We start from the raw sequence: 23,532 nt of genomic DNA, 5'->3' as shown, positions 1-23,532 counted from the left end.
TATGATTCAACTCATTCATTTGGCCCTATTTGTAGTTTCTCTTAGCTGGTACGTGAGTACACCGATATTGGAAGGTCTACAGGGTCGGGGTTGGCAAAGCTTCGTTCCATTCCCCTGTATGCGAAATCGGACGTATGTTTAGCCCAGGCCAGCAGCTTCATCTTCATTTCCCATATCCGCTCTTGCATAGCCGGATCTCCAATCCGGTTGTCCCGTTCTCCCGGATCGTGGCGCATGTCGTAAAATTCGTCGACTTCATGCGGACGGAACACATATTTATAATCCTTATTTCGAATCGCCCTCATCGTATTCATATGAACCGTTGCCCCGTGATGCTGGATCACAACCGAATCATGGCCATCATAGGCTTCTCCTCTCAGAGCAGCAGCGAAGGACTGGCTATGCAGGCTTTCTCGCTGCTCGGCCCCTGCCAGTTCCATCACAGTGTTAAACAAATCCGAGAGCAGGACAAACCGGTCGCACACTGCAGGCTTAAACCGCCCCTTGCTGTAGAGGACAAGCGGAATGCGGGAGATATCATCAAGGGCCAGCTCGTTTTTGCCGATTAATCCATGGCGACCCATCAATTCCCCATGATCGCTTGTGAACACGATAATGGTGTCCTCCAGAAGCCCTTTCTCGCTCAACTTCCCGATAATCGAACCGAATGCATCGTCCACCATCGAGACCGCTCCGAAATATTTAGCTAACGCTCGGGCCGTCTTTCCCCAATCCTTACGAATTCTGCAATAATTCACATCATTATAATGCTTGCTGTAAGTCAGCGGTTTCCCTTGATAATCGTCTTCATAATTGGGCCATGCCTCTATTTCATCGGGATTATACATCGAACCGTACGGTTCAGGCACAATCCACGGCACATGCGGCTCCAAGCAAGAAGCAACCAGCAGAAAAGGCTGCTCCCCGTCCCCTTCTTCTTCCAGCCAGTTGTTGACCGCTTCGCTGAGCTGGAACACTCTCGTTTCCTCGCGGCTATAAGCAGCCGTAGCGGCTAGCACATGTTCGCCGAACCGATCTTGAATGATCACCGGGTCGGTCAGGTTCTTGATCTCCGGCTTTTTGCCAAGCGGCAGCTCCCGGTCGAAGCCATTCTGCTCGGGCGGTGTAGTCCCAACATGCCACTTTCCTGAGTAAATCGTCCGATAGCCTTCTTTTCTTAGCGCGGTGCCGATCGTTTCCATCTGAGGCTCCAGTCGATTGATAAGGGCCATCGGGGAATGTGAATTTTGCACCATTTTATGTTCATGAGGGTGAAGGCCCGTTAGCGCAGTCGCTCTCGCCGGTGTGCACATCGGGCAGTTGGTGTAGGCCTCTGTAAATCGGACACCTTCGTTCATCAAAGCATTCAGATGCGGGGTTCGGCAAAGCCCCTGCTCGCCTATCGTATCGGCATGCTGCTGGTCTGTCATAAAGATCACAATATTCGGTCGCTTCATACGAGCCATACCCCCTTTCGATCAACCCTTCACCGAGCCCAAATAAAGACCTTTCATGAAATGCTTCTGCAGGAGCGGATAAATCAGCAGGATCGGCAGCGTTGCCACGGTAATCGTCGCCATCTTGACGCTGTTCGGAATGAAGACGAATTCTTCCTGCATCGCAGAAGAGTCGCCCAGCGATCCCGCTTTCGAAGAAGCGATCACCTGCTTAAGCACCGTCTGAACCGGCCACTTCGACGGATCGCTAATGTATAGCACGGCGTCGAACCAGGCATTCCAATGGGCCACACCGAAAATAATCGTGAACGTGGCGAGGATCGGTCCGGACAACGGGATCATAATTCTCGTCAGCACCACCAGCTCGTGACAGCCGTCGATGCGCGCCGCCTCTTTCAATTCATAAGGGATGTTCTGGAAAAAGGTCTTGAAAATGATGAGCGAAAAAGCGCTAAGCGCTCCTGGTATGATGACGGAGGCATACGAGTCCAACAGCCCGACCGCCTTGACGACCAGGAACTTAGGAATGAGGCCGCCGTCGAACATCATCGTGAACACAACCAGGAACAACAGCACGCCGCGAAACTGCAAATCCCGTTGGGCCAGCGGATAGGCGGTCAACACGGAGATCCCCAGATAAAACAGCGTTCCGGCTACCGTGATGGAGGCGGACACAAGCAGAGCGCGTACAATCGTTCCCGTCGAGAAAATGAACTCGTACGACTGCAGCGACAGCTTGGTCGGAACGAGCACGAAGCCCTTCGCCCATTCGGAAGGAGCGGCCAAGGACCCGGCGACGATATACAGAATCGGCAATACCGCAGATACCGAACACACAATCAGCACAACGTAGATCACCGTATCCAGCAAACGACTGGCAATGGACTTGTCGGTTACCATCAGAACACCCCCTCCTCTCCGGATTTCTTCACCAGATAATTCGTTACGACGACCAGCAGCAAGGCGACGGCGGACTTGAACAGCCCGACGGCCGTCGTGTAGCTGAATTGGCCGCCGATTATGCCGGTTTGATACACATATGTGTCGAACACTTCGCCGACCGACCGATTGATCGGGTTCAGCATAAGCAAAATTTGCTCGAACCCTGTATCCAGGAAGCTTCCCAACCGGATGATGAACAAGGTTATGATCGCGGTTCGGATGGACGGAAGCGTAATATGCCAGATTTGACGAAACCGTCCTGCGCCGTCCACAACAGCCGATTGGTACAGCTGCGGGTCAACCCCGGCCATCGCGGCGAGGAAAATAATCGTCCCCCAGCCCGCTTCCTTCCAGATGAGCTGGATCAGAATCAGGGGCCGGAACCACTCGGGCGCGAGCAGAAACTGAATCGGAGTGCCGCCCAGTTGAACAATCAAACCGTTGACCACACCTCCGTCCGTATTGAGCAGCGTCACCGTAATACCGGCGATGACGACCCAGGACAGGAAGTGAGGCAGATAGAGAAAGGTTTGCGTCACTCGCTTGAACACCATATGGCGCACCTCATTGAGCATCAAGGCGAGGATGATCGGCACCGGAAAATAAAAGACGATGCTGAGTATGGCAAGTGTCAGCGTATTTCGCATCAGTCTCCAGAAGACCGGGTCCGAGAAGAAGCGCTGAAAATGCTCGACTCCCACCCACTCGCTATGCCAGAGGCCCAGAAACGGCTGATAGTTCTGAAACGCGACGATAATGCCCGCCATCGGGACGTACTTGAATATAAGGAAATGAAGCATGCCCGGGATCAGCATGAAATAAAGCCATCGTTCCCTGACGATATATCGCCATCTGCGAGCATTCAATCCTTGCCCGGTACGGCTGCTGGATTGTAATTGTGCCATGAAAGAACCTCCCTGCTTCTGACTGGATCGCTGCGGTTTTCAAGCATGGCGTCCATAACCGTTTGAGTGAAACGCATATATTCGAGACCGGTGCTGAAATTGGGAGTTCCTTTTTTCCCCGTACGCACAGCTTCAATGAAATCCTGTTCCACGCTCCAGCGGCCTTGTTGCTCGAGCGGAACGTCCACTCTCTGCTCACCGCCGCCCCGATTCAACATATAATAAGTCTCATGCGGGAAACACGTAATCGTGCCCTCGCTGCCATATATCGTCATATGCTCCCGCCCTCCTTGGACCACCCCCGTAAACAATGCCGTTAAGAGCGCACCGGAGGCAAACTGTCCGACAATGGAGACGGTATCGGGGAGCTCCGGCTTCGTGTAGCCTTCCGGATCCGGAGCATATTGGTCGATCCAGTTTTTACCTATCGCACCAAGACGCGACACCGGTCCGAACCATTTCAACAGCACCTCCGCCGCTACTCCGATTTCCAGCGCATTAATCCCTTGAATATCCTTTCGTTGACGCCAGGGCAAAGGTGAATTCGAGCGAATAAACTTTTTCGTCGGATGGGAAATGCTGATATGGCGAATGTCCCCGATCTCATGATGGTCTACCAAAGCAAGAATACTAGGTTCAACAGCCATGTAGTGAGGAGGCGGACATAACATCGTGGTCAGATGCGTCCCTCGTTCCATCTCGGCCATCCATACGGCGTCTTGCAAATCCATAGCCATTCTGGCCTGGCAGAACACATGCTTCCCCTGCTGCAACGCATACTCCACGGCCGTAGAATGAAGATAAGGGGGCGTACAGACGAATACCGCGTTGACTTCCGGGTCGTCAATGACTTCCGTCCATTGTTCGTACACCCTCTTGAAGCCGAAGAGCTCCGCCGCTTGCGCCGCCGAGCTTGTCGAGCGGTTGGCAACCGCCGTCAGCTCTACATCCGACAGCTTGAGCAGTTCAGGCAGATGCTTTTTGGTGGCAATCCCGCCCGCCCCGATCATCCCAATTTTGATTTTCAATGGTTATTCCCCTTCCACTGCAAACACCCGCAAATGGCTGTATTGAAAAATGCCGGGGGACATTTGCCTGAATCCGATTTTGCCGCCCGCAAGCAACGGCCCGTACGTATTCCCGTCATCCCGCCAATTCAGAATCGGAAGGTCGTTGATGTAAAAAGCAATGTCCGCCTCGCATTTCACTAGCGTCATCCGATACGGTCCGATCGCCGAGGAAACGTCAGGCAGCGGATTCGCTGCCTGACCGACCAAGTGATGTCCATAGCTTTTTCTTAAGATACACAAGTGGAACGATCTTTCTTTCTCGTATTTTCGCCTGTAGTAAGAAAGATGAAAGGCGTTGATATCTCCATGGTTGTAATGCTCGTAGGAACCGTCGCGCCGCTTGAGCTTCGGGTCGAACAGGTCCTCGCCGTTCCTTCCTTGAGCCGAGAAGAATAGAATGCATAGCCCAGGCTCCTGGACGGGCCAGAACTCCCATTCGACCAAGATGTCGGAAGGGAAATTCACATCGCACCAATACACAATGTTGGTCGCTTGTTGTTCGGCGTCGTTGTCCCCTTCATAACTCGTCAGCTCTTCCAGCTGCAGCCTTCCTTCTCGGATCTCCGCCTTACCTGGGCCTTCCATTCTGAAATGTCGAATATCGGTTGCCGAGGCAAGCGGATTGTGATAGAGAAGTTCTTTTTTGTTGAAGCTCCTCATGGTTTACTCCTATTCCCAGCCGTAAACTTCCATCTCGTACAATCTCGCTATATTGTCGTTGTTGTTTGTGTTGGGATCCGTAATATACAAGCGGACCTTCGACGCCGTGACCTTATTGAACGTATACACCGGGTTTTTCAAAGTGTTATCGGTGACCGTAACAATATCCGTCCATGAGGAGCCGTTATAATATTGAAGCTTGTAGTCCTCGAGAAAAAGCTGGTTCGCGTTTTCGAAGAAATACAATTTCACCTTATTGAATGCTCTCGCGGTGCCAAAATCAATTTCGAGCCAGTGATCGCCGGATACATTCGCCGACACCCACCTGCTGCTATTAGTTGTCGTATCTCCATCTATTGCCTTGGGAGCCCTGCTGCTTGAATTGTTTTCGGAGCTGGCGGTAGCCGTAACGCCCGGCAGAGTGCTTAATCTGACTTCGGGTTCGAACGTATAGCTGTACCCGCCAACCAAATTGGGACCGATCGGCTTCGTGTAATACAATCTTGTACCGTCGCGGGAAAAGGCCGGATTCACATGGGGGCCGCCGTTGCTCCAAATTGCCGAAGCATATTCCGATGAGAAGATCGTGTACCCGTCTTTATTGCCAAAGTTATACCATTTCAACACAATGGGATTGGAATTCGTCGCCGATTCGCTGGCATACATCGTACCGTAAAAGGCGGAATGATTTCCTTTCCCGGCAATATGCTCAATGAGCGTACCGTCGGTAGCCCAGCGTTTGGTGTAATATTTCTGAGAACCCGAAACGGATACATCTTGTCCGACAAAGGAATCGTTATCATACCAAAGCCAGTGCAAAACCCTTAAACCGAACAACACGATGTTCGCGCCGTCCGCAGCGTCAAACGAAAATAAATAAGCGCCGTTAGAATCGGAATTATTGATGGTCATAGCTATCTTCGTACCGTTATCATTAAATCGCGGATGTGCAATTTTCCATTCGGACGGGGGATCGGCCGTTCCCAAATCGCCGGCAAACGATTCAAACGAATATTGATCCGCAACCTGGGTGTAATTTCCATTGTCGGTGTCCAGCACATGAATGCCGTTAACCGAGCTATGAATCTTCATCTCATACAATCGCGCTATATGGTCACTGTTGTTTGTATTCGGGTCGGTAATATACAGCCTGACTTTTTGGGCGCTGACTTCGCTGAAGGTGTAGACGGGATCTTTCTCGGTATTGTCCGTTACGGTAACCAAATCGACCCATGTGGACCCGTTGTAATATTGAAGCTTGTAATCTTCCAAATAAAGCTGATTCGTTGACTCGAAAAAGTAGAGACTCGCCTTATTAAAAGCTCGACTTGTACCGAAATCAATTTCCAACCAATGATCGCCGACCGTATCCGCCGACATCCACATGCTCTCAGGAGTTACCTCGTCATTGTCGAAGGCCTTGTCAGCCGTATAAGTCGAATCGTATTCAGAATCCGCCGTTATAGTGGGGGTGCCCAGCCTAGTCAAATTTTGCTCATACAGCGATTGATAGACGATTACCTTGGAGCCGTATACTTTTTCTCCCGGATAACCGAATTTGGTATACCGCAGCGTTCCGTCCAGATCTCTTACCTTGGTTTCGTAATTGTCCCAATAGACGATCGTATCGTCATCCACCCAATCGAATCGAGCCCCATTATGCGCTTGAATATTACTGACATCCGTCAATTTATAGGCTTCCGATCCGTCTGTGTTGCTGATCCAAATTTCCGCATTGTAGATTTTCCCATTCGTTGTAGGCGCTGTCGGGAATAAGGTATAGGCCAGCTTCGTTCCGCTAGGATTTTCGGGAGAGGTCCCGAAGGTGGTAAAATTGGCATAAGCGTTGCCTTGTGTAATTTTCGTTTCCGTGCCATCAACAGGTTTATAGTTGACTTTCATTTCGTACAATCTCGCGACATTGTCGTTGTTATTCGTGTTGGGATCCGTAATGTATAAGCGGACCTTCTTCGCAGAGATCGTATCGAACGTATAAACCGGATCTTGCACCGTGTTGCCTGTCACCGAAACGATATCTACCCACGAAGAACCGTTATAGTATTGCAGTTTGTAATCTTCCAAATAATAAAGCGTACTCGCACCTTGGAAAAAGTACAAGTTGATACTATTAAATAGCTGAGTTCTGCCAAATTCTATCTGCAGCCAATGATCGCCAGGGACATCCATCGACAACCATCTGCTGTTCGAGCCTGTCGTATTGCCGTCAATAGCTTTTGCGGCTGTATAGGTGGAATTATATTCCGAGTCTGCCGTGACGGTCACGTCAGGCTGGATACTTAAATTTACGGTCTCGGCGGCAGTCGCCGTCCCGCTCGCCAGCCCCATTCCCGCCAATGCAACAATACCCAGTACTAAAGTTTTGAAGCTTTTCCGTACCATACCCCATTGGATACTCATCTATTATTTCGCCTCCTATTAAGTTGAATAGGGAGGAGCGACTTGACGAGGATGCCGGGTCGCCCCTCAGCCCGAATTGTTTATCCTTTGGATTTCAAGTATTGCTTCGTAAATTCATCGATAATTTTGAGTCCGCCCTCATTCTCCCAGCGTTTCACTTCCTTCTTGAAATCATCCAAGCTGATCAGCCCCATGACATACTTCACTCTGGCATCGGAAACGATGGAGTCCAGTCCCGGATTCTTCGACAAGGTTTCCGACAGAAACGGCATAGTCGGATCGCTAACCGCATACTTTCCGAATTCTTCGGGATAAGCCCGGACTCGAACCAAGTAAGGATTGAGTCCCTTGGCTTCCCCTTTGTACTGTGCATTTGTGATGCTTACGCTGAGTTGACTAAGCGAGTTGATATCCTTGTTCCTGACATTATTGTCCACGACCATTTCGTAAATCTTGTTCCCGTGATCGATGCTGTGCTTGCCGAGAATGCCCCAGGTTGTGAGCACCACCATAGGCTCATCCTGCAGCTTGTCGAAGAAAGACAGCGCTTGCTTTAACTCGGCCTCAGTCTTCAAGGAAGTCTTGGGAAACACGAATTGTCCGAAATAGCCGAGTTCGCCCGGCAGTCTGATCTCTCCGCTCGTGCCCTTGATCGCCGTGAAATTGTAAAGCTTCGAGAATAAATCGTCCTGCGATTTGACGCCTTCGGCATTTTTATATTTTTCCTGGTACATCAGCGCATTCAGAGGGTTCGTCTGGGAATACGTACTGCTGACCCCGCCCAAATAAATGCCGCCTTTCTGCTGATTGAACAGCTCCCGCTGTTGTTCAACCTTAAGCGCGGAGAAATCCTGGTTCATCAGCTTCTCCTGATACAATCGCTTGTACCAGTCCATGGCTTTGAAATAAGAGTCGTGATAAAAATCGGGCACAATCTTATCGTTCTGAACGCCCCATTTATTGGGTCCTCCATACCACAGCACCACTTGACTAAAGCCCGCAATCGATCCGTATTCGATTAAGCCCACCGTATCGTTTTTCTTGTTCTGATCGGGATCTTGCAAGGTAAAGGCTTTGATCGCTTCATACAATTGATCCGGCGTAGAGGGCATGGTCAGCCCCAAATTTTCCAGCCAGTCTTTTCGGAAGTTCACCCCGACGTTCGTCGCCTCGCGAACACGAGGAATGCCGTACAGCTTCCCGTCAATCGACACATTTTTAGCAAGGTCCGGGCTTAATTTCGAAAGATTTTTAAACTCCTTCAAATAGGGGCCAATTTCCCAAAACATACCGGATCGGACCGCATTCAGGTAAGCCGGGGATTTCGCGTCCTGAATCAGAAACGAATGAGGCGTGGTCTGGGAAGCGATCGCGACATTGACCTTGTCGTCATACGCCCCGCTTGGAATAAATTGAATATCCGTCTTCTGCCCGGTATATTCCTCGATTTTCTTCATCGTATCGGTAGAAGCGTTCGGCGCCTCTTGCACGAAGAGCGGGATCATGACGCTTAGCGTCTCCAGCGGCGGCTTGCTCGGGGCTGCCGTTGAACTCGTTGGCTGCGGACTTCCCGTTTCACTGGCATTTTCTGATTTCGAGCAACCTGCGATTACAACCATGCAGGCGACCAATAACGCAGCCCCTCTTTTTATATGGCTCATGAGTGCAACTCCCTATCGTTATTTTTTATACTGTTAATTGGTAATAGTAGCCGTGCACCAAGTTAGGCCCAACCGGTTTTGTGTAATAGATTCGGGAACCGTCCCGGGAAAAGGCAGGATTGACATGCGCTCCCCCGTTCTCCCAGACCGCAGACGCATACGGGGACGAGAAGATAGGCTCGCCTTCCAAGCTTCCCTTCTTATACCATTTCAACACGATTGGGCTGGTATGGTACCACGAGTCGCTGGCCAAATAAGCCCCGTCCGGCGAATAAGCCAAATGATTCCCGACTCCCGCAGCATCCTCGATCCATCTCCCGGAAAGATCCCATATTCTTGCGGTTAGATCGCTCGGCAATCCGTCAAGCCCTTGATTGTCTTGACCGATAATCGAACGCTCGTCATACCAATCCCAATGCATCGGTTTCTTCCCGAAAAACTGAATATTACTGCCATCCGCATTGCAAATGAACAAATAATGGCTCTTCGTTCGCAAGGCACAGGCGATCTTATCTCCCGTACGATTGAATCTCGGATGCGTGATACGCCAATCGCCAGGATGATCGGGGCCGTCCATCAGATGTTTGAAGGAGGCGAAATCAAAATGGCTCACTATTTTCGTGTAGTCCCCAGTCGTTGTATTCAACGTATAAATGCCGTCGCTGCTGTCCGCGTAATCCGGGTGATACACGATCATGTTATCTTTATAAGTGCTTTCCCCCGGGTAACCGTATTTGGCGTATAGCAGTGTGCCGTCGATCGTCCTTACTTTCGTGTGGGAATCGTCCCAATACAACAGCGTGCGATCATCGATCCAGATGGCCCTTGCGCCATTATGCGCATTAATTTTGGACACATCGCACAATTTGAAAGGATTCTTCCCATCGATGTCGCACACAACGAGCTCCGCCGCCGCATTTTTTTTACCGTTTTGAGGAACTTCCCTGAAGAGGGTGTAGACAATTTTAGTTCCGCTCGGATTTTCCGGCGTTACGCCGAACGTTGAAAACGTGCAATAATGATCGTCTTGGGTTATCTTGATCTCTGCCACTGTTCCCTGCTCCCTTATCGAAGACTGACCTACGCTTCAATACATCCCCGTCGACTTGCCGTTCCGATTCCGAAATTCGCCCGGCGTTAGCCCGGTGAACTTCTTGAACGCCCTGAAAAATTGACGTTCGTTGTAATACCCCACCCGTTCGGCAATTTCGTGAATCGTCTTCTCCTCCCGGTAAATCAAATATTCCACCGATTTTTTGATCCGGATGGAGTTCAGATAGTACAGGAACGTCATGCCCAGCTCCTTCTTGAACAAGGCGCTGATATAATTCGGATGCAGCCCGGTGACGTCCTGCAGACTTTGCAGGGAAAGATCGTCCTTATACCGCTGCTGGACGTACTCGACCATATGCCGCATCACCGCAGACAGTTTGCTGCCGTTCCCTGGATCGTACCCGCCGTCATCCTTCACAAGCTCGCTAATCCGCTCCGCACGACGTGCTTGGTCGGCCTCCTCCTCGGCGGCTATCTGCCGAACCAGTGTGATCAGCTCAGCCTTGTTGATCGGCTTGAGCAAATACTCGATCACCTGATAGCGGATCGCTTCCTTGGCGTATTCGAACTCGTTGTAACCGGTCATAATGATGAATCGGCGGCACAGCTGCCGGGCTTTCGCTTCGCGAATGAATTCCAGTCCGCTCATCGCAGGCATGGTGATATCGGTGATGACCAGATCCGGCTCGAACGTCCGGGCGAGCTCCAACGCTTCTATGCCGTTGCAGGCGCCGGCGAATCGTGCGTGCGGCAATGCATCCCGCTGCAACATCGCGATCAAACCGTTCCTTATCAGTTCCTCATCTTCCACGACCAGAATGTTCATTCTGCTTCCCCCTTGCCGTCTCCCTTTGCAGCCAGCACCAACGTGCAGATCGTGCCGCCCGACGGTCCGTTTTCCATCCGAATCGTAGAGGCGGGACCGTAGAAGGCCTTGAGCCGCTCATAAATATTTTGCATGCCGATCCCAAGTCCTGAGGCCTCTATCTCCATCCGCTCCAGCTCACCGTGGAAATAACGCTGCATCGTCGACAGTCTCGCCGGAGCGATGCCCGTTCCGTTGTCTTCGACGGTTACCAGGACGAGTTCGGCTTCGCCTTCGATCCGGATGGTGATCGCCGTATCCCCCAGTTTGTCCTTGAAGCCGTGCACAATGCAATTTTCGACGATCGGCTGCAAAATAAACCGCGGACAAGGAATGCGTTCGAGCTCGGGTTCGACTTGCAGGCGGTACCGGAACCGGCTGCCCAACCTTTTTTTATACATGCTCAAATAGTTGGCGACGTTGTCCAGTTCATCCTTCAACGTACCATTCGCTTGACCGGACAAGTTATAGCGCAGAATTAGTCCGAGCGTATACGCCATCTCCGCCGCGTCCGTATCCCCGTTCAGCTCCGCGGTCATGCGAATGCCCTCGAGTGTGTTATAAATAAAATGAGGATTGATTTGCGATTGCAGCGCGATGAAGGCCGCTTCCTTCTGCCGCAACTCCGCCTTGTGCACCTTATTGACCAGTTCGTCGATATTGAAAATAAGGATGTTATACGAGGAAATCAGATACCCGATTTCGTCCGCATAGGCTTCGGCTTCGAAGCGATCGAACCGGTTTGTCTTCGCTAACCGAATATGCTTGGCCAAGCTTTTGATTCTTCTCGCAATCGAAGTCGCCAACGAATAATACAAGCTAGTCAGAATGACCAGGTAGGCCAGGATCGCGCCGAAAAATAGGTTCCTCCACTGGATGCGCACTCCGTTCGACAACGGTTTGTCGATATATACGCGAACGGAAGGCTCCAACACCTCAATTAGGTCTTGAACGCGGCTTGTCGGCTTGCCGACCGTCGGCTCCAGCGTCGCGTCCCCGCGAAGCCGGTAATAGCGCCCGTCAATCTCTACCGTTACGACGGCGTCCGAACCGCTCCACGCCTCGAATTGGCGGTAGAACTCCTTTTCGTTCAAGACAATCTCGATCATACCCGCTTCCTTCAAATAATAGCGGGTGTGGATTTTTTTGTAGTATCGGAACGAAGGCACGCCCTTCTCCATGCGGTGAATCCATAAGCCTTCGCCGGCCCGGAGTTCCCGAATCCGCGGGTCCGAACCGCCCAGATCCGCATAGGAATACACCATATTGAAAATCGGATTCATCGGCTCCTCTTTCTTATACAGCCGCACAGATTTGATCAGCGATTGGCTGGCGGAAATATAAGTGAACAGAGGCAGCACATGTTCAGTAAAGGTATAGATTTCCTCCGATGAGGACGGATAGGTCTTTTCCAAATACTGAATGACTAACGTGTTTTGCTGGAACAAGCTGTGCACCGATTCAAGCTCGTTAATGTCGATTGCGACTTCGGACTGAGCTTGCTCGAGATACTGCTGCCGGCTTCTCTCGGATTCCTCCACCGCGGATTGATACAAATGGTTGTAAAACAGCAGACTAAGCACCAGTGTGGGCAAGACGATAATAAAGACGTATCCGACAATCATTTTTTGCATAATTCTTAAATTCATAAACCATCTCAGACATCGTCTCATCCTATCAAACCCTCACTCTGCGAAATGTAGCTGTTAGGGCACGTCACTCCTCTCGGCGATCTTCACTGCGAAACATAAAAGCGCTTTCATGTATCGCAATATTATAATACCGAAAATGGATGCCCTGCCGTAACGCCCGATTCTGAAGATTACACTGTCGATTCTTAAGATACGAAATTTTCAAACAAGACTCAACAAGAAAAACCATCAGGGAAGATCCCCAATGGTCCTTTGGCGGTTGTGTGCAGTTGGCGCGTGGGGAGGGCAGGTAGCTGGGTTCCGATCGCTGTTAAAATCACGGCCCTTGATTATAGTTGGGTTGAGGGGGGGCCGTGATTTTAAAGGCGACCGCTTCGCTTCTCCACTCCAGCAACCTGCCCTCTTTGGTTCTTCTTTTACTCGTGGCGTTCCTTTCGGAATTCGGTCCGATCTTGAGCGGACACAGAGGACCTTATTTCCTTCAAACCAGTCCCCATCCCCTTTTTGGCGGACACAGAGGACCTTATTCGTTCCCTTTTGCCTTCCGCTCCTCCCTTTTGGGCCAAATAAGCGCATCTGGGTCCGCTCACGTGGCGATAACCTCGCTTTGTTCACAAATAGCGCATCTATTGGCCGGCAACCATCGTTACGAGTCCAACCCTTTCTCCGGCTGCTGATTTCCTCCCATTCCCCCGTACGATAACAGACTGAACCTCCGTTCATGCCCGGAAGACGGATTCCTTGTCCAACCTGCCCATCGCCTACCCGAACACCAAGCAACCGCTAACCGCTGCATGCAGTCCGAAAAAGTCGGACTGCGTGGCCGCTCCCAGGCGGATTAGGCTCCCTAGTCCGAATTGGCCGAATTGGAGTGGGGGTTCTGTACGAGGTGCGGAAAAACACCTCTGTAAGTGGGGAAACTCGGACTGGAGCACTCTCCCCTTTAGCGGGCTCGCTCCCGGAAGGATCGTTACTGGCTGGGACCGGGGGGTCTTGCTGGAACGTGTGGGTTGAATCCCAAAGTACCTGTAGATGCAACCCAAACCCGACCCAACTCCAAGTAACCGGGCTCTTGCTCTTGCACGTCTCTGCCCCAAGCCCTCATCAAGAAAAACCTAATCGGAAGTTCACCGATCAAGTCCTCTGGCATAAGTGTTCAGTTAGCGCGTGGGGAGGGCAGGTGGCTGGGTTCCGATCGCGGTTGAACTCATGGCCCTTGATGGAATTGGGGGTATGGGTGGGCCCTGAGTTCAAAGGCGAACGCTTCGCTTCTCCACTCCAGCCCCCTGCCCTCTTCGGTTCTGCTTTCGTTGATGGCATTCCTTGCTGATAACGCCAAGTAACCGCTGCATGCAGTCCGAAAAGTCGGACTGCATGGCCGCTCCCAGGCAGAAATAGGCTCCCTAGTCCGAATTTGCCGAATTGGAGCGAGGGGTTCTGTAAGAGATGCGTAAAAACGCCTCTGTAAGTGGGGAAACTCGGACTGGAGCCCCCCTCCATGTAGCGGGCGCCCCCGCAGTCCGAAAAAGTCGGACTGCAAGGGGGAGGGGGAGTTAGCTGGGCTCGTTCCCGGAAGAATAGTTACTGGCTGGAGCGGGGGTGTCTTGCTGGAACGGGTGGGTTGGAGCCAAAAGTACCTGTAGATGCAACCCAAAACCGTCCCGAGGCCGATCCGTGATCATCCCCTTCCGCCGCATTCCCTCTATCAGCTATTCCCGCTCAAGACGAAGAGGATTCTCGAGCAGCTGACGCCTGTACCCTTGCTCCCTAGCTGCGGACTCGCCCTGATCAAAGCTTCTTGCGAATCCAATAGACGCCAGCGGCCGTTAAGCCGACCAAGAATACGTTGATTGAAACGAAGGTCAGCCATAGCTTGCTCCAACCTTCAGGCGAGCTCCACTGGAAGCGGGTCTCGTTCCCGTGGCTGTCTCTTACGGTTAAATCCAACGAGCGGTTCACGTGATTAATGCGGAAATAGCCGTTCCGATCCGGCAGATGCTCTTGTCCCCCAACAAGGATGACGCTGTCCTTCTCCACGAATCCGCTGGCAAACCCGCCCTCCAGCTTGGAATGCTGTCCCTGCGGCTGAATCATGGTTAGCAGAGGGGGAGTAAAATCTACCAGATACCGCTTCGGAAAAGAGCGGATATTCCCGAACGAATCGCCGACAACCGCTTGAAGAAGCCTGTCTCCCTCAAGAAGAGGAACCTGAATAGTCAGCGCCTTCTGATCAGTGCCATCGGCTGAAATCTTCTGGTCATACAGGATCGTGCCGCCGTCCACAACCTGAACATGAGCATCGGCCTGCAGCTTCAGGCGGATCTGTACCTGCTTCAAATTGGTTTTCTCCGCCTCAGTCAAGAAGGCTACCGTGTCCTTGGACCAATCTCTGATCCGCAGCTCGAATTCCGGTAGACGCTGCACCGCGCTTTCGATCCAATCTTCATAGACGACCTGATAGGAGCCTTTATATTTCCCGCTCTCAGCCATGTCCACATCCCACTCGTACAGGCTGGAATTAGGATCGCTTTTATCCGCTTCCGAATACAGATCCGTTCGGTTGGCGCGCTCCAAGAGCAGGGGACCCGTTGCTCCTTCCTTCTCGAAGGAAGCGGAGATCCCTTTCCAGATCAGCTTGTTGGACACCTTCATGGTAATCCTAACCTGGTCCCCCATGGCTTCCGCTCCCATTACCTGAAAGCCTTGCAGCGTATAGCCGCGCTGAACCTTAATCTTGGTGTTCGTCGGGATCGTCTGGCCTTCGGGGGTTTTGTTGTCCGCGACGAGAATAAGCTCATATTCGCCATCCTGAACGGTGGCCGGCAACCGGATCGAAGCGTTCTGCGCCTTCAGCCTGACTTGGGCTGCTTGCATCCTTTGCCATCCGCCGGCAGGCTTGAGGTAGACCTTCAGAACATCCGATTCGTCGGCGTCTCCTTCCACCTTCCAGGCAAGCTGAAGGCTCGCGGTGCCTTCCAAAGCTATCGTCTCCCCTGCAGGCGACAGCCATGTGGTAATCGGTTTGCGCAGCTCCTTCTCCACCGATGTCTTATAAGCTTGGCTGGAGCCTGATATTTCAAATCGATATTCGCCTGGCATCGCCTCGTTAAGCAGCCAAATGCGGGCTTTCGGAAGCTTGAAATATAGAGCTTTCTGGCCAGCATAATTCGCATGAACATACTTGGCGCCGTCCGGGGCAATAAGGTTCACTTCGAAGGTGTCCTCGACTTCGCCTGTGACAATCAATTGTACGTTATACAACGTTTCTTCCAAACGGATCGATGCGGTACTCGGCGAATCCTCCGCTCCGATTGTATCGGCCACAGCCCAGGATACGAGGAGGAGACACAACAGAAGGCCCGGCAGTTTGTTCAAGGAGTATCATTCCTAACGTTTAGAAGTGTCCTTTGGTGCGCCAGCCGAGAAAAGCCGGCATAACGCCTTCCCTGTAGGGCTGGACGGAAAGCCCGGTACGCGCTTCGATCGTGCGCAGCAATCGCTCGAACTGACCGTCATACAGCCAACGGAGCGGAATTTGAATAAAGCCGTACATTCCTGCGAGCTTGGCGTCAGAGGCGATGCACAGAGTGAAGCGATCCATGTAAACTTGCCGAGCCGGCTCCCGGAAGTCCGGCAGCTCTTGCCTGATTTTCTCGAAGGCTTTGACTTTATTAGGCTCATAATAAATATGTCCGCCCGGGAAGCTTGTCAAATCGTGAGTAAAGTCAATTTGGAGCCGCTTGATGCTGTGCCAATTCACATACAGAATCGCCGATTCGGCTAAATGGTTCCTCAGGTTCACCAGGAGCCCCTGGTCATCCGTTATGAGGTAAGGAATTTCTTCACGGGGCCGCGGTTTACGGAGCTCCCTTCTCTCCCTGGTAAAGTACGGAATGATGAAAAAGAGCGCAGAGCCAAGGAGCACAACCGGACTGAAGGAATGCCGAAAACCGCGAAGCCATTGCTCGACTTCCCCGCCGGCAACAACAATGGCAAGGGAGGTGAGAGCATAATAAATCAATAAGGTAATGGGGACCCCGAGGAAACAGCCGATGTTCGCTCGGCGAATCCCCTTGCTTCCTCGGTCGGGGCGATGCAGCTCGCTATGATACCTCGCGAATTCCCATTCCTCCGCCGAGCATTTCCATACCTCTCTGGCTGCTGCCAACTCTCCCAGCTCCCTTCATCCTTTACCGGTAAACTTTGATTTTCGACCCGATGTGAATTTGCGGATCAAAGAGCCAGGTATCAAATTTCAAATTCAAGTAAGAACGGTCAAAATGCTGCGGCACTACGACCAAGGCCAATTTTCCCTTCTGCATCAGCGCTTCAAGCGTTCCGAAATACTTCAGCGTCGTATCGCCCGCATAATCCGGGTCTGCCCAGACGACGGACGTCTGCCCGTTCAGTTGCATGATCAAGCTATCGACCGATACGCCCAACGTGATTTCGTGACTGTCAAAATAGGCCGTTCCCTTGGCCGCTTCGAACCCGAAGAATTTGGCTGCCAGTTGCCCGTTGAAGGACCAATCCTCGGTTGCTATTCCTCGGACCCCCGCTTCTCCCTCCAAGCACAGCACGCATACCGTCGCCTTCTCAGGGAAGTCAATGCCCGGAATATAATCAACCCACTCGATGACGCGAAGGAACGGCCCGTCTGCGACAGTCCCAATGACGAGCCCGATCTTGCCTTCCCTGGACGAGCCCCAGTCCGCCAAGAAGCTTACCCCTTTGACATTAAGTCCGGTGGTTCCCAGAGGAAGGCCGACCCCCGCTTCAAGCTTGGCTCCGATCCCCGCAAGCCCTCCATTTTCGAAAATAAGCGTGCCGCCGATTTTGGAAATTCCGTCATTTCTTCGGCTGAGCGGGATCTCGATTTTTTTCCCGAAAAGCGACAATTCATTCGCCTCGCCCGACAGCTCCAGCCGGTTGTTCCGCGCGCCGTATTTCACGCCGAGCTTCAGATTCGTCGCTTCCACCGCGCCGGTGTCAATAGTCGCCGCCACTTCGCCGGCTACCGTGATGTTGTCAGGCTCATATTCGAAAATTAAGCTCAAGTCGGACGGCAAGAACTTGACGACCTTGGCCATATCCTTCAGCTTGCGCTGATTCAGCTCGCCGATCGCCGAGAAGCCTTTGAACCCTGCTTGTTTCGCCTGAAGGATACCCTTGTCCGGCTCGTAGTGGGCCGTATATTGGAATACGGAGCCCAGGCTCACCTCCAGCCCGAATTTGCTGAGGGATGTACCGTCAATGGTAACGCCCGCGATTTGCCGTTTCACGCTGAACTGTTTGCCCAGATCGTCTCTTTCCATAGTGACCGAGTATGGCACATAGCGTTGAGCCGCGTTCCTGACATCCATCAGCACAGACGGAATAATGCCGATCTTGGTATGATCCACATCCAATAACAGCCCATCGAACGAAAGCACCCGGTTATCCTTTAATACCATTTCTCCTGCACTGTCATAAAGAAAACGGTCTACCGAGGTATTGCCCAGGAATCGAATTTCCGTATTTCCCTTATTCTCGATAAAATCGCCGTATATCGTGGCGTAACCGAAGGTTCTCGATTCTTGATCGCCCGATTTGGTTACGGATAAGCGATACTTGGCCTCGCGCTGATCCTTGGCTACCAAGGCAATGTTGTGTACTCCGATAGACAGATTGTTCCGCACCGTCATGTTGATCCGGCTGTCGCTTACGGGGTCAAAGCTTAATTCTTTCCCATCCAACAATACCTTCTGCACTTGATGAAAGCCGATACCCGTGATTTCGACATCGGTTGTGCCCAATTTGGAAGCGGTAATCCGATTCGGAATCGTCTTATGGATCGCAAAATCGATATATTGTCCGGCCTGCTCGTAAGCTGCGCTTCGACCGGCTTCTCCCTTCTCCGAGGAAGGGATCGTGTACGTTTTGCTCGCTCTTGTGTTGCTTGGGCCTTGCAAGCTCACGCGGTGAACCCCTTTGGCCATCGGGTTCAGCTTATATGAAATTTTATACGATTGCTCCAGGGTCCTGCTTATTTCTGCGAAACTATTGATCAGATCATCCAATCCGGCCGCGGGAATATATCTTCCTCCGGTCAACTCTGACACCTCTCGCAACGTTTCGTAGCCGGCGCCGAAGCCGATGGAGAAAATCGTAATCCCTCCCTCGTTGGCCTTCTGGATAATAGCCGCACGAGTGGCGGGCTGAGAGAACTGGTTGTCCTCCCCGTCCGAGAGCATAAATAAAACCCGTTCGCCCGATTCCATGCCAAGCTGCTTGATTCCGGCGTCAAAGGCAGGCGCAATGCTTGTTCCTCCGCCCGCCGCAACCCCGGATACAGCTCGGGATACCGACTGATTGTCTGTCGTTAAGGGATGCAGAACGGAGTTATCGCTAGAGAAGGTGATGACGCCTACTCGTTCATTCGCCTTCAGACGGGAAATAAAGCTCTTGACCGCCAGCTTGGCTGTGGAGATGCGGTCCCCTTCCATCGACCCGCTTCGATCCATCACCATCATGATATTGCGCCGGTATGAACTCGCTTCGCCGATCTTCTCCACGGTAAAATCTTGAACGGCAAGCTCATTGTCCATCAGCCTCAAATTCGCCTTGTTAAGCTCGCGGATATTATCCGCTGTAACATAAAGCTCAACCGCACCGTTCTCGTTCGCTTGAATGGAAGAGATGCGAATGCTCTCCTTGCTTAGCCGTATGAGCTCATTGCTCAAATGAACGGCGAAGCTCCGCTCCTGATCCGTCAGAGCGGCCTCGCGGAGACGCCTCCCCTCCAAGGCCCGGAAGCTTTGATACGCGCTCGTGGTCCATTCATTTCGTTGCAGCAGTTGCTCCGACGTCAGCTGTCCGGCATCCGTCGACATGCTCACCAAGGACTGAACATAATACTGCTGGGGGACCGTCAGCTTGTCCGGCTCATTCGCCAGCTTCCGTATGTATGAAGAGGAGGCTTCCTCATCGTGCTGCTGATAGAAGTATCGGGCCATTAAAAATAGAGCCTCCGGCTGTCCGTCCTTCTCATGAGGCTTTACGATCGAATAGGCTAAATGAGGAGCCAGCTCCGTGTTATTCCGAATCGTCTGGAGTCGATCCCGGACCGTACGCGCGGCCTCTTCGTCGCCGGGCCGAACTTCCTCCGACCATTCCTGAAGCCGTTTTTTCTGCTCCTGCTGCGCCCTCCTCTTGGACTCCGCATAATGGGGGAGCGAGCTCCAGCTCTCCTCCGGCAGTTGGGCTTTCTCCTGATTCAGCAGAAGATCGCCCAGCAGAACAGCAGGCTCCTCCGCCGTCGGATATTGCTGCAGGACATCGATCAGCAGCTTCTGCGCTGTAAGCGAATCCCCCATGTAAATAGCGGTCCGGGCAAGCTCCTGCTTCATGACGGGATCCTCGGGCTGCCGCTTCACAGCATCCTGATACAGCCTTTGGGCGGTACTCAGCTCCGTCCCTTGGCCCGCCGGCTTTCCCTTCAGAACGAATTCCAATCTATGCGGATCCAGCCGCGCCAATGCGACCAGATCTTGTTTCACTTCGTCCGCCACCTCATGCTCCAACCGGGCCTGGAATGCGCTCACTCCCTTGGCGACAGCCCGCTCGACGGTTGACGGCTGAATCACATCGTTCTCCACCGCAGACAGGTCCCCCAGCACGGCATCCAGCTCCGATTCCTTGACGTAAGCGGCCAGGCGTATCGTGCTCCGCGCCTCCTCCAGGATCGGGATTCCCTTGTCCAACTGGTTGGCTCTCGCATAAGCCAAACCGAGGAGAAATTTGCTGTCCGTCGAAGGAACGCTCTCCCATAACGCTTTCGCTCGGGACAATGCAAAATCGGGACTCTCCTCTTTCAGCCAATACACATGTTTGTACATCAGCACCTTGTTAGAGTCCTTGGGAAGCTCGCTCGACACCCCCTGCTTCAGCATGCTGAAGGAAGCAAACGCCATGATGGTCATCCCTACCGCAGCAGCGGATAAGTATCCCGACACCGATACGACTCTCCTCATCCATTTCAAGCTGAACACAATCGCGAGGATGCATCCCGCTCCAATGACGAAGGTCACCAGAATGCCAATAAGCCAAGGATTGTTAAGCACCGACTGTCACCTTCCCCTCCTTGACCCCCACGAGAAGCTGCGCAACAAAAGACAGCGACAAGATCGCCAATGTTCCGATGCCCACAGCCATCCCCGTCTGCAGCATGTGGAAGCCGACTCTTCCTTCCGGCCCGGTCCCTCCTGTTGCGGCAATCCACACATTGAAATATCGGGATAGAAACGCGAAGCCTATCACGATGCTTAGCGTTGCGGTGGCGAGCATAACTGCATTATGCATCTTGATCCGGCTTAAGGAATAGGCATATGCCAGGAGAAAGGCGAAGTGATACCAGCTAACCTGAAGCTCGTTCTCCAGGCCGGATCGCGCCGCATCCCCGCCCTTCGTCCCCGTCCCCCCTTCCAAACCCTTGATTCCACTCAGCAGATTTAATTGGAACGGAGCAGAGGCGCCAAGGAACCGAGCGGCATGCATACCGTCTATATGCCATGTGCCGCCAAGGGAGTAGATCTGCTCCTGCAGGAGAATATTCGGCAGAATGGCATAAATGGCCGGCTCCTGCTTATACTCCTTCCATAGGGAGCCCATGGTAACAATGTGGGGATTATAAACCCGACTGTTGTCCACAAGAGCCCATTGGACGATCATCAGGCCGGCGATAAGGGTGGAAAACCCAACCATGGAGAGCATGAAATGCCGAACACTCTTCAGCCAGCTCATCCAGTTGCCGCTGTTCAGGAAGGACCATCCGCCAAGTCCCATGCAAGTGCCCAGAAAACAGACGACAAATGCCGTGATGAACGGTCTTCCGAAGGAGGCGGATACCTGCAGCTCGGAATGCTCCGCCCCGAACAGATAGACAGACTCCGGATTCACGAGAGACAATAGCAGCATAACCCCAAGGGCGTAGAGCATGCTGAACCCGGCCGCCCAGCCCAACCTGGCGGCATCCGATACAAGCTGTTTGCGCACGATCCTCCTGATCAGCCAGCCATAAGCTGCAACCATACCAAAGAGCAACCCATGCGATAGCAGGAGCGGCGCATGAAATTCGAAGTCAAATCGCTTTTCCACGGAGGACAACACCGAGCTGTACGTACCTCGATAGGCTCCTCCGTGAAGAAGGACCAATTGATGCCAGTATTTGTTCTGCAGATCGGTTGCGAAATAAGCAGCTTGCTCAGGAGGCACATTCCATACATTTCTAAAAATATGATAAAGCAGATCATTAAAAAAGGGCCCCCGCTGGACATACTTCGCCAGCAGGAACGCAGCCCCGGCCAGGATGCCAATAAAACCCAAAGCAGAGGCCCCCAGCATGCCCGCGAAGGATCGGATATTAACAGACTCTAAAGTGAGATTTGCTGAATCCGATTTCCCCCACACAGCCTTCTCGGGAGAGTCGGGTTCTGCCGACCTATTTTCCTTTTCCGGTGCCGGGGCCGCATCTTCTATCGGAGGTGCTAATCTCACACCGCACTTATGGCAAAATTTTCCTTTTACTTCGATTCCGCAGCTTGGACAGTTCATACTTGGCACCTCCCAGAACGATAAGCCCCTTCGACAAATAGGCCATCGGGATGATATTCAGGACTATTCTCCCTACTCTACCAACATTATCTACCAGCTCAGCTGCTATTTTCAAGACTTCTTCAGGAAAAATGCTATAAACCTACAAAATCCTCTCCAAATAACGACACGATGTGATACAATCGGAATTAATTAAGAAAGCTATCGAGCCAGACCATCCAAATAATAGCTGCATATACAAAGGAGGAATTCATAATTGAGCTTCTTTCAGAAGGTCAAAGAGAGCGCATCCAAGGCGGCCGACAAGGCACAGCAGGCAGTGGAGGTTCAGCGCGTTCATTCCCAAATCTCCAGTGTAGCCAAGGAAATCGACAAATGTAAAATGCTGATCGGAGAATTGGTGTACAGCGCGTACTCCAAGGGCGATCTTTCGCTTGCAGAGGCGGAGATCATCAGCAACAGCAAGCAAATAGCCCAATACGAAAGCACCATTCAGGAGCTGGAACTCAGGATCAAGGAAATTAAGAACCAGAAGGATTGCCCTTCCTGCAAAACCGTGATCGCTTTCGATGCGAAATTTTGCTCAGGCTGCGGTCATCAATTCACGGCTCCTCCACCAACGGCGACTCTACAAGTTGAAGCTCCCAAGAATATTTGCGCCAGCTGCCAAGCGCCGTTAGAACCGGATAGCAGGTTCTGTACCGAGTGCGGAGAACCCGGTAAGTCATCGGAATAAACCTTGGAGGTCGCGATGAAACAATTTTCGGCTGTTATTCGTGAATATACAATCTGGCTGACTTCCTTTCGAATCGTCCGTCTTGCGCTGCCTTACCACCTGTACATCTTGTTCGGCGGCCTGGGCCTGCTCTTGATCTATGATGTGCTGATCCATCAGTTCCGCACATTTTGGCCTATTCTCCATACGCTGGGTCATTACGCCTTCTTCGCCGGCCTCTTCCTCACCTTGGCCGCACCGGCCAAGAAATATATGCCTTATGCTCTATGGGGCTATGTCTTCTATATCCTGTTTCCCTTCAAGAGCTTCACCCTTTATCAAGTTTGCGAATCCGCGTTATATGTATACTTGGGCTTTTGGATTTTCAAGTACGAAGCCATCGAGTCCCTATCCAGCAAAAATCACAGCAGCGGCCTCTAATCAGCAGCTAGCCGCCTAAGACTGAGACCAAGGACCGTCCTAGCGGACGGTCCTTGGTCGTAGTGTTCCAATCCTCCAGCCGTACATCCGCCTTGATTCTCC

At 52.2% G+C, this 23,532-nt stretch carries 16 protein-coding genes; 2 read left to right on the top strand and 14 right to left on the bottom strand.

The window, feature by feature from the left end:
• Window positions 1-41: 41 nt before the first annotated feature.
• From PKO02S_RS26045 to PKO02S_RS25980, 14 genes are all read right to left on the bottom strand, one after another.
• Entirely contained in the window at window positions 42-1,457 is a 1,416-nt protein-coding gene (locus PKO02S_RS26045; protein ID WP_164821695.1) for a sulfatase-like hydrolase/transferase, read from the bottom strand.
• Window positions 1,458-1,478: 21 nt separating this feature from the next.
• Complete coding sequence (locus PKO02S_RS26040; RefSeq protein WP_127587735.1) at window positions 1,479-2,357, bottom strand: carbohydrate ABC transporter permease; 879 nt, start codon at window positions 2,355-2,357, stop codon at window positions 1,479-1,481.
• Window positions 2,357-3,304, bottom strand: a complete 948-nt coding sequence (locus tag PKO02S_RS26035) for an ABC transporter permease (protein WP_127587733.1) — start codon at window positions 3,302-3,304, stop codon at window positions 2,357-2,359. Before PKO02S_RS26035 ends, PKO02S_RS26040 begins: the two co-directional genes overlap by 1 nt.
• Window positions 3,262-4,332: a Gfo/Idh/MocA family protein gene (locus PKO02S_RS26030; RefSeq protein WP_127587731.1), complete on the bottom strand. Its 1,071-nt coding sequence runs from the start codon at window positions 4,330-4,332 to the stop codon at window positions 3,262-3,264. The genes PKO02S_RS26035 and PKO02S_RS26030 overlap by 43 nt, the downstream gene beginning before the upstream one ends.
• A gap of 3 nt (window positions 4,333-4,335) precedes the next feature.
• Window positions 4,336-5,034, bottom strand: coding sequence for a DUF1961 family protein (locus tag PKO02S_RS26025; RefSeq protein WP_127587729.1), 699 nt, complete (start codon window positions 5,032-5,034; stop codon window positions 4,336-4,338).
• A gap of 9 nt (window positions 5,035-5,043) precedes the next feature.
• Entirely contained in the window at window positions 5,044-7,452 is a 2,409-nt protein-coding gene (locus tag PKO02S_RS26020) for a discoidin domain-containing protein (RefSeq protein WP_127587727.1), read from the bottom strand.
• 80 nt (window positions 7,453-7,532) lie between these two features.
• Window positions 7,533-9,113: an extracellular solute-binding protein gene (locus tag PKO02S_RS26015; protein WP_127587725.1), complete on the bottom strand. Its 1,581-nt coding sequence runs from the start codon at window positions 9,111-9,113 to the stop codon at window positions 7,533-7,535.
• A 25-nt stretch (window positions 9,114-9,138) separates the two neighbouring features.
• A complete protein-coding gene (locus PKO02S_RS26010) occupies window positions 9,139-10,164 on the bottom strand; it encodes a WD40 repeat domain-containing protein (protein WP_127587723.1) in 1,026 nt (341 codons plus the stop codon).
• A 36-nt stretch (window positions 10,165-10,200) separates the two neighbouring features.
• Entirely contained in the window at window positions 10,201-10,992 is a 792-nt protein-coding gene (locus PKO02S_RS26005; RefSeq protein ID WP_127587721.1) for a response regulator, read from the bottom strand.
• The gene (locus PKO02S_RS26000; protein WP_164821694.1) at window positions 10,989-12,680 is read right to left on the bottom strand and encodes a sensor histidine kinase; all 1,692 of its coding nucleotides are present in this window, start codon (window positions 12,678-12,680) and stop codon (window positions 10,989-10,991) included. Before PKO02S_RS26000 ends, PKO02S_RS26005 begins: the two co-directional genes overlap by 4 nt.
• A gap of 1,791 nt (window positions 12,681-14,471) precedes the next feature.
• Window positions 14,472-16,058, bottom strand: a complete 1,587-nt coding sequence (locus PKO02S_RS25995) for a hypothetical protein (protein ID WP_127587717.1) — start codon at window positions 16,056-16,058, stop codon at window positions 14,472-14,474.
• 19 nt (window positions 16,059-16,077) lie between these two features.
• Entirely contained in the window at window positions 16,078-16,851 is a 774-nt protein-coding gene (locus PKO02S_RS25990; protein WP_127587715.1) for a hypothetical protein, read from the bottom strand.
• A gap of 22 nt (window positions 16,852-16,873) precedes the next feature.
• Window positions 16,874-20,785 (bottom strand): VWA domain-containing protein, encoded by a 3,912-nt coding sequence (locus PKO02S_RS25985; protein WP_127587713.1) that lies wholly within the window; start codon window positions 20,783-20,785, stop codon window positions 16,874-16,876.
• The gene (locus tag PKO02S_RS25980) at window positions 20,778-22,046 is read right to left on the bottom strand and encodes a hypothetical protein (protein WP_127587711.1); all 1,269 of its coding nucleotides are present in this window, start codon (window positions 22,044-22,046) and stop codon (window positions 20,778-20,780) included. The genes PKO02S_RS25985 and PKO02S_RS25980 overlap by 8 nt, the downstream gene beginning before the upstream one ends.
• A gap of 484 nt (window positions 22,047-22,530) precedes the next feature.
• Here PKO02S_RS25980 and PKO02S_RS25975 point away from each other — a divergent pair, with 484 nt between their 5' ends.
• Together PKO02S_RS25975 and PKO02S_RS25970 are read left to right on the top strand one after the other, a co-directional pair.
• Window positions 22,531-23,010 carry a zinc ribbon domain-containing protein gene (locus PKO02S_RS25975; RefSeq protein WP_127587709.1) on the top strand — a complete coding sequence of 160 codons (480 nt, stop codon included), beginning with the start codon at window positions 22,531-22,533 and terminating at the stop codon, window positions 23,008-23,010.
• Window positions 23,011-23,025: 15 nt separating this feature from the next.
• The gene (locus PKO02S_RS25970) at window positions 23,026-23,430 is read left to right on the top strand and encodes a hypothetical protein (RefSeq protein ID WP_127587707.1); all 405 of its coding nucleotides are present in this window, start codon (window positions 23,026-23,028) and stop codon (window positions 23,428-23,430) included.
• The last annotated feature ends 102 nt before the right edge of the window (window positions 23,431-23,532 follow it).

This window comes from Paenibacillus koleovorans NBRC 103111 (genome assembly GCF_004000845.1).
Lineage (GTDB): Bacteria > Bacillota > Bacilli > Paenibacillales > NBRC-103111 > Paenibacillus_AA > Paenibacillus_AA koleovorans.
Note: the sequence above shows the minus strand (reverse complement) of the source record. Positions and strands in the feature narration are given on the sequence as shown.